This window comes from Halomonas qaidamensis (assembly GCF_025917315.1).
GTDB classification, from domain to species: domain Bacteria; phylum Pseudomonadota; class Gammaproteobacteria; order Pseudomonadales; family Halomonadaceae; genus Vreelandella; species Vreelandella qaidamensis.
The window spans coordinates 3,379,814-3,393,362 of sequence record NZ_CP080627.1 but is presented as its reverse complement, the minus strand read 5'-3'; the positions used below and the strand labels follow the sequence as shown (position 1 = coordinate 3,393,362).

At 54.4% G+C, this 13,549-nt stretch carries 13 protein-coding genes; 8 read left to right on the top strand and 5 right to left on the bottom strand.

Annotated features, from left to right (window positions below; all coding sequences use genetic code 11):
* Positions 1–19: 19 nt before the first annotated feature.
* Positions 20–1,534, top strand: coding sequence for a PepSY-associated TM helix domain-containing protein (locus tag K1Y77_RS15260; RefSeq protein WP_264429326.1), 1,515 nt, complete (start codon positions 20–22; stop codon positions 1,532–1,534).
* Positions 1,531–1,806: a DUF3325 domain-containing protein gene (locus K1Y77_RS15255; RefSeq protein ID WP_264429324.1), complete on the top strand. Its 276-nt coding sequence runs from the start codon at positions 1,531–1,533 to the stop codon at positions 1,804–1,806. Before K1Y77_RS15260 ends, K1Y77_RS15255 begins: the two co-directional genes overlap by 4 nt.
* Here K1Y77_RS15255 and K1Y77_RS15250 read toward each other — a convergent pair whose 3' ends face one another.
* The 5 genes from K1Y77_RS15250 to K1Y77_RS15230 form a co-directional block, all read right to left on the bottom strand.
* A complete protein-coding gene (locus tag K1Y77_RS15250; protein WP_264429321.1) occupies positions 1,807–2,856 on the bottom strand; it encodes a FecCD family ABC transporter permease in 1,050 nt (349 codons plus the stop codon).
* A gap of 3 nt (positions 2,857–2,859) precedes the next feature.
* Positions 2,860–3,891 carry a FecCD family ABC transporter permease gene (locus K1Y77_RS15245; RefSeq protein ID WP_264429319.1) on the bottom strand — a complete coding sequence of 344 codons (1,032 nt, stop codon included), beginning with the start codon at positions 3,889–3,891 and terminating at the stop codon, positions 2,860–2,862.
* Positions 3,888–4,865 carry an iron-siderophore ABC transporter substrate-binding protein gene (locus K1Y77_RS15240; protein ID WP_264429317.1) on the bottom strand — a complete coding sequence of 326 codons (978 nt, stop codon included), beginning with the start codon at positions 4,863–4,865 and terminating at the stop codon, positions 3,888–3,890. The genes K1Y77_RS15245 and K1Y77_RS15240 overlap by 4 nt, the downstream gene beginning before the upstream one ends.
* A gap of 7 nt (positions 4,866–4,872) precedes the next feature.
* Positions 4,873–7,017: a TonB-dependent alcaligin siderophore receptor FauA gene (fauA, locus tag K1Y77_RS15235; protein WP_264429315.1), complete on the bottom strand. Its 2,145-nt coding sequence runs from the start codon at positions 7,015–7,017 to the stop codon at positions 4,873–4,875.
* Between the two features lie 127 nt (positions 7,018–7,144).
* Complete coding sequence (locus K1Y77_RS15230) at positions 7,145–8,080, bottom strand: AraC family transcriptional regulator (RefSeq protein ID WP_083007589.1); 936 nt, start codon at positions 8,078–8,080, stop codon at positions 7,145–7,147.
* A gap of 373 nt (positions 8,081–8,453) precedes the next feature.
* Here K1Y77_RS15230 and K1Y77_RS15225 point away from each other — a divergent pair, with 373 nt between their 5' ends.
* The 6 genes from K1Y77_RS15225 to ureG all read left to right on the top strand — a co-directional run bounded on the left by K1Y77_RS15225 (position 8,454) and on the right by ureG (position 12,951).
* Positions 8,454–8,756 carry an urease subunit gamma gene (locus tag K1Y77_RS15225; RefSeq protein ID WP_009723133.1) on the top strand — a complete coding sequence of 101 codons (303 nt, stop codon included), beginning with the start codon at positions 8,454–8,456 and terminating at the stop codon, positions 8,754–8,756.
* Between the two features lie 38 nt (positions 8,757–8,794).
* On the top strand, positions 8,795–9,115 hold the full coding sequence (locus K1Y77_RS15220) for an urease subunit beta (RefSeq protein WP_030071048.1): 321 nt from the start codon (positions 8,795–8,797) through the stop codon (positions 9,113–9,115).
* Positions 9,112–10,827: an urease subunit alpha gene (gene ureC / locus K1Y77_RS15215; RefSeq protein ID WP_030071046.1), complete on the top strand. Its 1,716-nt coding sequence runs from the start codon at positions 9,112–9,114 to the stop codon at positions 10,825–10,827. The genes K1Y77_RS15220 and ureC overlap by 4 nt, the downstream gene beginning before the upstream one ends.
* Before the next feature lie 206 nt (positions 10,828–11,033).
* Positions 11,034–11,582: an urease accessory protein UreE gene (gene ureE / locus K1Y77_RS15210; protein WP_264429311.1), complete on the top strand. Its 549-nt coding sequence runs from the start codon at positions 11,034–11,036 to the stop codon at positions 11,580–11,582.
* A complete protein-coding gene (locus tag K1Y77_RS15205) occupies positions 11,572–12,294 on the top strand; it encodes an urease accessory protein UreF (protein WP_030071042.1) in 723 nt (240 codons plus the stop codon). The genes ureE and K1Y77_RS15205 overlap by 11 nt, the downstream gene beginning before the upstream one ends.
* Positions 12,295–12,318: 24 nt before the next feature.
* Positions 12,319–12,951 (top strand): urease accessory protein UreG, encoded by a 633-nt coding sequence (gene ureG / locus K1Y77_RS15200; protein ID WP_030071039.1) that lies wholly within the window; start codon positions 12,319–12,321, stop codon positions 12,949–12,951.
* Positions 12,952–13,549 lie beyond the last annotated feature (598 nt).

Sequence of the window (13,549 nt, the reverse complement as noted above, 5' to 3'; positions counted from 1 at the left end):
GCGCAGCGTGAGGCGTAATATGGCTCAGCTGCACACATGGTGCGGCTTGTTAGCTGCTTGGCTGCTGTTTGCCGTTTTTCTGACGGGAACACTGAGTTACTTCAAAGAGAGTATCTCGTTATGGATGCAGCCCGAGCTACCGAGTGTCGCCGCGAACGCTGAGTGGGATAACCGACGTCTGGCTGATTACTGGCAGCACTATCTTGCTGAACACGCTTCAACAGCGAGAAGCTGGCAGATTACCTTTCCTAATGAGCGCATGTCGGTCTCGACAGCCGTTTGGTTTGGGGAGGATGGGAGAGAGCAGTTGGTGCTTGACCCAACCACTTTGTCGTTGGTAACCCCGCGTGAAACGCGTGGGGGTGATTTTTTCTACCGATTCCATTTTCAATTGCATCACCTCCCCGCCGTTTATGGCCGCTGGATCATTGGTATCGCCACCATGATGATGTTCGTGGCAATCATTAGCGGCGTGATAACCCATAAAAAAATTCTGCGGGATTTTTTTACTTTCCGACCCCAGAAGGGCGCCCGTAGCTGGCTAGATGCTCACAATGCATTTTCTGTGTTAACGCTGCCTTTTCAGCTAATGATTACCTATACCGGCTTGATAACGCTCATGTCGCTCTATATGCCTTGGGGAGTAGAACACGCGTTTCCCGATGCTGACGCGCGTCGCCAAGCGACCAGTGAACTGCATGCCTTTCCCCTCTCTGACTCAGCCACGGGGCAGCCTGCAGCGTTACATGCTCTAAGTGAACTGGTCGGTGATGCTGAATCGCATTGGCACAAGCCGGTGCAGTCCCTGAGGGTCAGCCACCCTGGCGATGCGGGCGCACGTGTCGTAGTTTGGCAGAGTGCTTACGAGGCGTTATCCGCACACCGCCCACAACGTATCTATGAAGCAAGTTCGGGCGCGTTGTTAGCAGCAACGCAGTCGCAACGTGTTGATGAACAAGCACACGGCGTCATGGTGGGGTTACATGCAGGACGTTTTGCCGACTGGGGTATGCGCTGGATCTATTTTGCGTTGGGCGCTGCTGGGTGTGGCATGGTGGCAACCGGGCTATTGCTATGGACGTCAAAGCGTAAGCACAAGAAGGGCAGTGTGGTGGGGATCTGGTGTGTCGAGCGGCTTAATATAGCCACGCTGGCCGGCATGCCGATTGCCGTGTTGGTCTTTTTAGCCAGCAACCGACTTTTACCGGTGGCGCTTAGTGGGCGTGCCCAATGGGAAATCCATTTTTTCTTTGCCGCCTGGCTGCTCGCGTTGCTACACGCTGTCTTCAGGCGCTCGGCCTCGCAGGCATGGTGGGAGCAGTTAACACTGACCGTTATCATGTTGCTTTGCTTGCCAATACTGAATCTCTTGGTTCCTTCCTATAGTGTTCTAGGTGATCTTGCCGAAGGTGATTGGCAGCGTGTTAGCGTTGACCTGATGTGTTTGGTCAGCGCGCTGATCATAGTATGGCAAATGAGACGAGCCGCTAAAAAAGCGAGCACCCGTGTACAGACTATTCAGGTGGCGTCATGATGCTCCTCACGATTCTGACACTCAGCGCACTTGGCTTTGTGTTGATTGCGCTATCGGATAGCCGCCATCGACGCCGTTGTGGCCTTAAGCCTGCTCAACAAAAACCTTGGTTCTGGGCGGGCAGCGCGATACTTGGTTGGCCGCTTTGGTTGGCAATGGAAACCTGGAGCACAGGGCTGGCAATAACGCTATGGCTTGGTTGCCTAAGCATCTCGGCGGGAATGGTGTTTCTTGGTCTGGCGATGTTTGAGCGTTTCCGCCAGCAGCCGTAATTACCCCCGCCGCTGGCGATTTAATAAATAAACCAAATAGACACCGCCCAGCCCGGCCGTTAAAACACCGACGGGTAACGCCCCAGAAGGCAATGAGTACTGAGCCGCTAAGTCTGCCGCTAATAGCAGTAGGGCGCCGACCACACCTGCCGCTAAGGGGAGAGGCCCGGGTTTTCGCCAAAGGCGTAACGCCAACTGGGGCGCGGCAAGGGACACAAACGCAATCGGCCCTACCGTCGCAACCGCTCCACCCGCCAGAAAAGCCCCCATTACGGCACTTAATAAGCGTGATGCTGCCAAGTTAACGCCGAGGTTTTTGGCGACTGGATCGCCAAGTGCCATAAGGCGCAGCCGGGGCGCTATCAGCACAATACCGGGTAGCAAGAGCAAGCACAGGCTAAGCATTGGCCAAAGATCGTGCCACTGGCGGCCTGCTAAGCTACCGCTAAGCCAAATCATCGCATCTCGCGCTTGCTCTTGTCCCAGCCACGTCAAATTTAGCTGCACGCCTGCTAGGGCTAAGGCATTGATAGCGATGCCAGCAATAATCATTGAAGAGGGGTGGCGAAAGCCGTGCCCAGAGCCGCTATAGACCGCTAGCGTGCCGATGATCGCACCCAGTGCGGCCCCCATCGTGGTAGAGACAATGCCCGTCAGCCAACTGCTTGCCAGCAGTGCTCCGAGGCTAGCGCTGGCGGTAAGGCCGATAATGTCGGGACTGCCTAATGGGTTCCGGGTGATGCCTTGAAACAGGGCACCCGATACGCCTAGCGCAAACCCAGCACACAGCGCGACGAATGCCCGGGGTAAGCGCAGCGTAAACGCCTGCCACTGTTCAAACGGTGTCGCATTACCTTGGATAAGGTGCCCAAGCGCTTCTTTACTAAGTCCTTGGCTTCCCAGCATCAGAGAACCAAGTAATAGCCCTAAAGCGATGATGCTGGCCAACATGTAGGGGGCTAAAGCTAGGGATGGCAAAAGACAGGATGGCAAACGACGGGGAAGCAAAAGACGGGAGGCTGGCAGTAACGTATTAAAGCGTTTCATCATGGCTCACACAGCGCGCTGGTTAATGCGCAAAGCGACTAATAGAAATGGCGCGCCTAGCAGCGCCGTCAGGATCCCAGTCATGATTTCAGAAGGGCTTAGCAAAAGGCGTGCGAGCAGGTCTGCGAGTATCATCATTAGGGGGCCCATCACCAGCGCGATGGCAAGTTGCCAATAAATGTAATGACCGGCAATTTTTTTGGCCAATAACGGTACGGCTAAGCCCACGAAGGCGATAGGGCCTACTGTGGCGGTTGAAATTGCCGCTAGCAACGCGCTACCGCTAAGCACCGCCAGCCTCAAACAACCCGCATTCAGTCCCAGCGCTTTCGTCACGCCGTCACCCATTTGTAGGACGTGCAAAAAGCGCGGGAGGATAAACGACAGGCCTAGCCCGACCGCTATCCAGCCAAATAGCCGCTGGGCCTCATCTAGCGAATGCCCATTGATGGACCCAACGATCCAGAAGCGATAGTTGGCAAATAAGGCAGGGTGGGTAAGGGTAATGGCTTGTACGTAGGCAAATAGAACGGCGTTAAGCGCCGCCCCTAACAGCAGCAGGTGTGATGGGTCATGCTGGCGATAAGCGCTCTGAACGCCTACCAAAACAGCCACTATAAGCGCACCAGGTAGCGCTAACCAAAAAGCGCCTGCAGGCAACGAGCCAAGCACCAAGCCAGCGGTGACCAGAGACGCGGCTGCGCCTGCATTGATGCCCAGAAGCCCCGGCTCGGCAAGTGGGTTGCGGGTCAAATTTTGTAGCAGCGTACCGGCGACGGCAAGCGCAGCGCCGGTAGCGATGGCGAGCAGTGTGCGTGAGAGACGAGCTTCCACTAAGTCGTTGGCGTAGCTGGGGCCTGCTGTTTGAAGCGCCCGCCATACTTGATAAGGGGTAAGGTGTTCTGCTCCCACCGAGAGGTTGGCCCAGCCAAACAGAAGTACCGCCCCTATTAGCCCTGCCAGCCAGCGTGTTCGCTGCCGTAAAGAAGGAGATAGAGAAGGAGATAGGCCGTTCACCATGCCAGCTTCAGCATTCATCGCCGTTCAGCTGCCTCGGCAAGGCGTGGCAATAGCCGCTCGATCATCCATTGAGTCGCTAGTGGCGAGCCGGCAGAACTAGCAACGATTAATGGTTGATCGGTCAGCGCCAGATAGCGGCCATGTGAAATGGCTGGCAAAGACGCAAAAAGCGGTAGCTCAGCCACTCTATCGCGCTGCTCTTCGCTGTGATACCAAGAGACCACTAAATCGACATCTTCCAGCATGGGAAGATGCTCAAACCCTAGATAGTGCGCAAAGTGATTGCCGCTTGGTGATAGGCCTTCAACCGTTGGTGACAACTGAAGCCCAAGGCCTGTCAGCGTGCCAACGCGAGGGTCATCTGCTAAATACACGGAGACATTTCCAGAGGCTGGGTCGGGTCGTACATAAGCAAAAGTGGTCTCCGCAAGGCCTGGGTAAGCCTCGCCTGCAGTCCTCAGCGATGTGTCGAGATGACGCATTAAGGCAGCACCTTCCGCCGGCACGCCAAGCGCTTCTGCAATACGTTCAATCTGCTCATCGACAGAGGTGAGATAAGGGCGCTCCGGGTAAGCGACAATGGGCACCAGTGGCGACAACAGATCATAAATGGTGTCTGGAACACCACTGGAAGGCGCCAAAATGACATCCGGCTCCAGCGCGAGCAGTGCTTCAACATCCAGCTCTGGGTATTGCGTAATCGTCGAGGGGAGCGGCGTTGCCTGTGCTTCCAGAGCGTCTCGTACCCATGGCCAATAGCCGTCCTCATCGCCTCCCCACTCCGCACGGCTGACGCCTACCGGCACAATACCAAGTGAAAGAGCAATATCGTCAGCACCAACGCCAAGGGTAACGACGCGCTGAGGTGGCTCGTCAATAGTGGCTGTTCCCAGTGGGCTTTGGATGACAACGGGAAAGAGAGAGGCATCAGCCACTGCCCCCGTCATGGGGGCAGCCGCAATGAGCAGCGTGATGAATGAGCGCAGCATCATTAGCTTCTCACCAATCCCAGTTGATTGACATGATGGCACTACGCGGTTCGCCAAGCCAATACTGGCTGTAGAAACCAATTTGCTCGTAGTAGTCCTTGTCAAACACGTTATTGATGTTCAACTGCGCGCTTAATTGATCGTTGAAGCGATAGCGTGCCATCAGATCAGCAACGGCGTAAGCGTCTTGCCCAACCTTAACCTGGCCATTGGGGCTAGATGTGTTCCGCCAAATATCGCTTTGCCAACGTGCCCCGCCGCCCAATGTTAAGCCACTCCATGCGCCCGGCAGTTGGTAGGTGGTAAACAGTTTCACCTGTTGGCGCGGATGGGTCGTGTTGGTACGCTCGCCGTCGGAATTTTCTGCATTGGCTAGCGTATAGCTGGCGCTCACATTCCAGCCAGAGGCCACTTCGCCAATCAATTCGACCTCTACGCCATTGACCTGGTTACCATCAACACTGCGGTGGGCGGACGTTCCAGGCTGGCCGATCACATCAACGCCAGGAATAGCTTCGGCCACACCATTTTGCTCTGTTCTAAACAGTGCAATGCTGCTATCCAATTGGCCATTCAGAAGGGTTGCCTTAGCGCCTAGCTCGTAGCTGCTACCCTGAATAGGGTCAAGCAGAGAGCCATCCTCATACCGAGCATTTTGAGACTGGAAAATCTCGGTATAACTCGCATAAACAGAGGCGTAGTCATTAATATCGTAAATAATGCCCGCATAAGGCGTTATTTCGTTGCTGTATCGGTATTTCCGCTCAGACCCATAGTAGGTTTGATCCAATTCCCAATCGCTCAGGCGTGCGCCAAGAATGAGATTAAGCGGATCACTCAACGAAAAGCGCGACACCATATAGCCACCGCTTTGCGTTACCTGCATATTATCTGAACTGCTGAATTCCCCCCACTGAGGCTTGGCCACCACACTGTCTCGCCAATTAAAGTAACTGCCCGCGGAAGGCGGTGTGCCAACTGGCGTGGCCAGTTTTATCTCAAAGTCATCTTCGTTATGCATCCAGCCAAAGCCCAGCTCATGTTGGCGGCCAAATAAGCTGAAATCACCTTCGGCTGTAACGTTCACGGTTTGTTGAGTGCGGTTGCCGCGGTAATTCAAGAAGGAGCTGGACATTCCAAGGCCTGTCTCCCTGTCTGGGAAACCTCCGCGATAAAGGTACTCTAGGCCATAGTTACCATCGTTATGGCTAACGGCGGCGCGTAACGTCCAGCCGTTATCCAATTGGTGACTAAGGTCAGCGAACACGCGCGTGGTCTCGTTGTAAAACGTTGACCAGTCGGTGTTGTTAGATGCGCTGCGGTCAAAGTCCGTTCGGCTGCCGTCAGCATAAAAAGCCGGGACACTGGCCCCTGCGCCAACCGTCTCGTTGTGCTGATATTCAACCCCTACGGTTAATTGAGTAGCGGGGGTAAGCTCGCTACTGATAACACCGTAAAGTGTCTCATGGTCATCTTCGAGATGAGAGATAAAGCTATCGTTCTGACCTTTAGCCACGACAAAGCGGGCCCCTGTTGTGCCGTCGCTGCTTAACGGTACAGACACATCCGCAGTGGCGCGGCGACGATCCCAACAGCCGATGCCTGCGGAAACAGACGCAGCGGCTTCGGATAACGGACGTTTGCGAATAAAGTTAACGCTTGCCGAAGGTTCACCAGCGCCGGTCAATAAACCGGTTGCCCCGCGCACCACTTCAACACGGTCATAAATCGCAGCATCCCAGTCGGTATCGCCAAAATTCCAAAAACCACTGAGCGGAATGCTGAGTCCGTCAAACTGAACGCTACGTATCGAGAAGCCACGCGCGGCATAGCTAATTCGGTTACTGTCAGCTCGGCTTGGCGAAACACCGGGTACTTGGGCTAAAACATCACCGCCTGTCTGTACCGCACGGTCGTCGATCTGCTGGCGAGTAATAACACTTGTCGATTGGGGGGTCTCGCGTGGCGTTAATGACAGCCCAACCGCACTGCGACTAGCGGGAACTGTATAGCGTTGAGTGCCCTCACTGCTGGTGCTGAGGCGCTCACCGGTGACGAGCAAATTGTCCAATGTTTCGTCAGGAGCTTCAGCGAAAGCAAACAACGGGTAGGAAAGAATAAGCGCAGTGCATGTTGATCGATATGAAAATGGCATGGAGCGGTTTTCCAAAGTGGATGTTGCCAATAGTTAGTATTTCATAATGAGAATTATTCCACTTATGGTGGGCGGGTGGTTATGCCCGCCGCGCAATTGATTATGCGCAAACGTCAGCCGTCTCGTTTTAGGGGCGTTTAAGGGAACTTTCTGTCAAAGCACCCGGCGAGATACCGTAGTTTTTCTTGAATGCAGTAATAAAGTTGCTGGCATGACGGTAGCCGCTTAAATGTGCCGCTTGTTGAACGCTGTGGCCGCTCAGCAGCAGCTCGCGGGCTAGCGAAAGCCGACGCTTCCGCAAATAGTCGATGGGCGCTAGGCCATAAGCCATCTTGAAATGCCGCATTAGCGTACTTGGGCTCATGGCCGCGCGATCCGCTAAGCGTTGCAGCGTGTGGTCAAACGACGGCTCTTCATCCAGCCAGCGGCGTATTAGCGCCAAGCGCTGTCGATACAGTGCGCCATTGTTAGCTGTGTATGGCGAACGGCAGTCCAGCCCCTGGGCGATGATTTGCAGTGCTAATCCCTGAAAGCGCATGCGCTGTGACTCAGCGCTACTGGAAGCACGGCACGCTTCATCGATGGTTAGCTGTAACCCAGGACTGAGTTGCCAGACATGGGGGGATGCCGATGAGATGTGAGCACCATACCAAGCGTGCATCGCTGATGCGTCGAGCGACAGGCATAGCGTGCGAAGCCGTTGATTAGCAGGATGAAAAGCGCTTAGCGTTAAACCTGTATCCAGCCTTAGCCAGCAAGCTTCCCCTGCTGTTATCCAACGCTTTTTGCCATCAATATCGAAATGTGCGCAGCCTTCTAACATCACCACAATCAGCAGGTCGGTATTGCCCTTAGAGAACGATTGATAAGGTCGCAGCACCTCCAAATCAGAAATAAAAAGTTCCACACCCGCCGCTAAGCTAACGTCTTCTACACGTCCTTGAGCGATCGATGTTTTCGGCGTACAGGCAGCGTTGGAGGTGATGGGAAAGCAGTAATCGATACTGTATCGGCGTCCGTAGCCCAAAAAATGATCAACGGTATAGCGGGTGCTGATGGTCACGTGGTGTGTCTCAACCTGATGTAGAAATAGAGGCTCAACAAAAGCCTTATTTAAAAGACGCGTTCAAATAGTAATGTGTTTTATTTCTATTTGATAGTAAGTGCTAAACGGGGAGTTTTGTTGCACTTTTTTGGTGCGATTAAAGGGTTGGTTAATTAACGTGGTGCACTTTTGGTGCGAATAAGAGAAAGTCGATATTTTTCAAACTATTGAATAATAATAACTATTTTTTTTATTCACCATTTTGGTACGGCGGTTGCGCTGTATTGCTTCAAATAGGCGTGCTCGGTTTCGATAGTCTGGGAGCGTTGTTCCGAATCCTGCACCGTCGTTTCTGTTGAGCGCTCCCACTGATCAAGCCAATGGAGCCCCCATGGAACTGACCCCACGAGACAAAGACAAGCTGCTGCTGTTTTCTGCTGCCCAGCTTGCCGAACGCCGCAAAGCGCGCGGCCTAAAGCTTAACTACCCCGAAGCCGTCGCGCTGATCAGCTTTGAAATCATTGAAGGTGCCCGTGACGGCAGAAGTGTCGCCGATTTAATGAGCTACGGCCGTGAAATCCTTAGCCGTGACGACGTGATGGATGGCGTGGCGGAAATGGTGGATGAGGTGCAGGTAGAAGCCACCTTTCCGGATGGCACCAAGCTTGTGACCGTTCACACGCCAATCAACTAGTCGTCAGCAACCAGGAGGCTGCCATGATTTCCGGCCCAATGATTCCAGGACAGTACCAGTTAAAAGACGGTGATATTGAGCTATGCGTGGGTCGCGAGCGGATTAGCGTCGAAGTGGCCAATACCGGTGACCGCCCCATTCAGATCGGCTCTCACTACCACTTCGCTGAAGCCAACCCCGCACTGGTGTTTGATCGTAGCAAAGCCCGTGGCTTTCGCTTAGACGTGGCAGCGGGCACCGCGATTCGCTTTGAGCCTGGCCAGACCCGCGAGGTCACGCTAATTCCCTTCGTCGGTAAGCGCGAAATTTACGGCTTCCGTGGCGATGTGATGGGTGCGCTCGATGGAGGTAAGCAATGAAACCGGTTAACAAAATCAGTCGGCAAGCTTACGCCGATATGTACGGCCCCACGGTGGGCGACCGAGTGCGCCTGGGCGATACCGAGCTGTGGATCGAGGTAGAGAAAGACGCTACCCACTACGGCGACGAGGTGAAGTTCGGCGGCGGTAAGGTTATCCGCGATGGCATGGGGCAAAGCCAGCGTGTTGATCACACGGTGATGGATACGGTGATTACCAATGCGCTGATTTTAGACTGGTGGGGCATTGTGAAAGCCGATGTTGGCCTGCAAAGCGGACGCATCGCGGCGATTGGCAAGGCAGGTAATCCCGACACTCAGCCGGATGTGGATATAGTGATTGGCCCCGGCACTGAAATTATCTCAGGCGAAGGCAAGATTCTCACCGCTGGCGGTATTGACGCGCATATTCACTTTATTTGCCCCCAACAGGTAGAAGAAGCGCTGATGAGCGGCGTAACCACTATGTTGGGCGGCGGCACTGGCCCCGCAACGGGCTCTAATGCGACAACCTGCACGCCTGGCGCGTGGCATATTGGCAAAATGCTGCAAGCGGTGGACGACCTGCCGATGAATATTGGTCTGTTAGGCAAAGGCAATGCCAGCCTGCCAGAGGCATTAGAAGCGCAGCTGGAAGCGGGTGCCATGGGGCTAAAGCTCCACGAAGACTGGGGCACCACGCCTGCTTCCATTGATAACTGCCTCAGCGTGGCAGAAAAGTACGATGTGCAGATCGCGATCCACACCGACACGCTCAATGAATCCGGCTTTGTGGAAGACACCCTGGCGGCGTTTAAAGAGCGCGGTATTCACACCTACCACACGGAAGGGGCAGGCGGCGGTCACGCGCCGGATATCCTGACCGCCTGCTCAAAAGAGTACGTGCTGCCGTCTTCCACTAATCCGACGCGGCCTTATACGGTTAACACCATCGACGAACACCTGGATATGTTGATGGTCTGCCACCACTTAGACCCCAACATTCCTGAAGATGTGGCCTTTGCCGACTCACGTATTCGCCGTGAAACGATCGCCGCCGAAGATATTCTTCACGACTTGGGCGTGATCTCGATGATTGCCTCGGACTCCCAAGCCATGGGGCGAGTGGGCGAAGTGGTCTGCCGTACCTGGCAAACAGCCCATAAAATGAAGGTGCAGCGCGGTTTATTGCCCGAAGATGAAGCGTTGGGCGCGGATAACCTGCGCGCCAAGCGTTATATCGCCAAATACACCATTAATCCTGCCATTACCCACGGCATTGCCCATGAGGTAGGTTCTATCGAAGTTGGCAAGCTGGCGGATTTAGTGCTCTGGAAGCCTGCATTCTTCGGTGTAAAGCCCTCGCTGATCATTAAAGGCGGCATGATTGCGGCAGCGCCCATGGGCGACCCCAATGCGTCTATTCCCACGCCCCAGCCAGTGCATTATCGCTTTATGTTTGGGGCGTTTGGAAAGGCCGCTAGCCAAACCCGGCTACATTTTGTTAGCCAAGCTGCCATTGATGCGGGGGTTAAAGAGCGCCTGGGCCTGCATAGCACGTTGGCGGCATGCAAGAACGTGCGCGGCGTGCGTAAAAAAGATATGAAACTCAACGACGCCTGTCCAGAGCTCACCGTTGACCCACAAACCTATGAAGTGCGCTGCGATGGCGAGTTACTCACCTGCGAGCCCGCCACCGAACTGCCGCTAGCCCAGCGTTATCATTTGTTTTAATTGGGGCTATTTCATTTAGGTAGAGGTGACGGGGGAGGTCGAAGAGAGGGTCTTTTGCCATGGCCGGAAAATGTTCCCTACATTTCCGGCATTTCCTCCATCCATGGAGGTCAGATGGCAAAAGTAGCGTACAGGGATGTATTCACAGCGCCCTCTCGTAGGCCTACCCCCGGCACAGCCTCATAGATAGCGAAAGGACGGTAGAGATGCTGAAACTGATAGAACGTTTAGGGCCGGTGGAAGAGCGCGCCGCCAGCGACACGCTGACGCTGCCCTTTGAGCTGCGCATTCGCGGGCGCTTAAAAGCGGTCAGCGACAGCGGCCAAGTGTTGGGCCTGTTTCTAGACCGTGGCCCGGTGCTGCGCGATGGCGAAGGCTTAAAAGCTGAAAGTGGCGAGGTGGTGCGCATACGCGCTGCCATCGAGCCGGTGGTGACCGCGCGAGTTAGCACCGGCTTACCCCTTGCACGGCTGGCATATCATCTTGGCAATCGCCATGTACAGTTAGCGCTGGGCGAAGACGAGAAGGGCGGCTGGGTGCGTTTCCCCCCCGACCATGTGCTAGAAGAGCTGGCGGAATTACTGGGGGCTGAGCTTGAGCATCACAACGCCACCTTCGACCCAGAACCTGGCGCCTATAACCAAGTAGGTGGCGGCGGGCATTCTCACGGGCATTCTCATGGTCATGGGCACTCCCACGACCATGAGCATCCGCATGATCATTCACACACGCATGGGCATCATCATGCCCACTGAACGTGCCTTACCAGAAAACCATGACTTAGCCCTGCTAGGGCTAATGCAACTGGTCAGCCCCGCGCTGCCCATCGGTGCCTTTGCGTTTTCCCAAGGGTTAGAAAGTGCCTTTGAGCTAGGCTGGGTAAGTGATGAAAAAAGCCTTTCTGAGTGGCTTTCTGGCGTATTGGAAGATGGCCTAACCCGCTGTGAACTGCCGCTGATCGCGCGCTTGTACACCGCCTTTGAGCAGCAGGACAGCGATGCAATAGCCCAGTGGGACGAGTGGTTGGCAGCCACCCGCGAAACCGCTGAACTAGCGGCTGAGGATAGCCGCCTGGGTGCTTCACTTAAGCGCCTGTTAGGCAGCCTGGACTTACTGCCCCGCCAGGATGAGCAAAGTGAAGACTTTCTGCCGCCTTTATTACCTACCCAGGCAGGCTACGTGACGCTATTTAGCTATGCTGCCCATATGCGTGGCGTGCCCCCGCGTCAGGCGCTGTTAGGGTTTGGCTGGGCGTGGCTGGAAAACCAACTGGCAGTAGCCTGCAAAGCACTGCCCCTAGGCCATACCGCCGCTCAGCGCGTTATTGAACAGCTGCGCGGTGAACTGGTGGCCGCTGTCGACCAAGCACTATTGCTCGACGATGACGATCTTGGCCCGATACTGCCCGGCGTGGCGCTGGCAAGCGCTCTGCACGAAACGCAATATTCACGCTTGTTTAGAAGTTAAACGTTTATCTATTAGGAGAAAATAATGACGCACTGTTTACGTGTAGGCGTGGGTGGGCCAGTGGGGTCCGGTAAAACCGCACTGCTCAAGCAGCTCTGTTCGGCACTCCGCGATTATTACGATATCGCCGTCGTGACCAACGACATCTACACTCGTGAAGACGCTGACTTTCTGCTCAAACACAACGCACTGGCCGCTGACCGCATCCTGGGTGTGGAAACCGGCGGCTGCCCGCATACCGCCATCCGCGAAGACGCTTCGATGAACTTGGCGGCCATCGATGAGCTACACGCCCGCCACCCAAAACTAGAACTGGTGCTGGTAGAGTCTGGTGGCGATAACCTATCGGCCACCTTCAGTCCTGAGCTTTCCGATCTCACGCTGTACGTGATTGACGTTTCCGCAGGCGATAAAATTCCCCGTAAAGGCGGGCCAGGCATTACCAAGTCAGATCTGTTGATTATCAACAAAATCGATATTGCCGAGCAGGTGCATGCTTCGTTGGAGGTAATGGAGCGGGATTCGAAGAAAATGCGCGGCGAACGCCCCTTTGTGTTTACCAATCTCTACGATGGTGTTGGGCTTGAGGAGATCATCCGTTTTATTCTTGATAAAGGCATGTTGGATGAACGTCGGCCCCAGGTGGCGACGGCATAAGCATTGAAAAGGTGGTTACTGCACTGCCCCACTAGTTAATAGGGGCAGTGCAGGCAAAACTGAGGTGGCTAGCTGCTTGCTAAAAACGGGCCGTCCCTGGCCACCACCCACCTACAGTGAACGGATAGCCGAAAGATAACCTTAACGTAGGTTATGAAATAACGAGTTTGAGCGTTTCTTAACTGTTAAGAAACAAAAAGTGGGTGTATCCGATGTAGCCGGGACACATTCAACTCCGCTTCTCGATGTGTTGTTGGGGTAGGTACTGCTATGCGGCACTTGCATGGATGTCCGTGGCTTAACCGATAATGAGGCAGTGAAGGGCGCTGGCTGTCTTCTGGTTTAGCTTGAAAACTAAATCACAGCTAGTCAGATAAGCATATGTTTCAATTGGGTAAGTTTGGGCGAGGTGCCGTTACGCAACATGAAAAAGGCACAGATGCTGAGCTTCTACCTTTTGAAGAGGTTTCTATCTGGATAAGCAGGCCATAAACGTCAGTCTGTCAATCTGAGCACCCTAAAAAAAGAACAATAATTGGCTAAAGTTAATCCTTGTTAGGTCGATAGTAACTGCACAATATTACTAAAATTTTTCCTA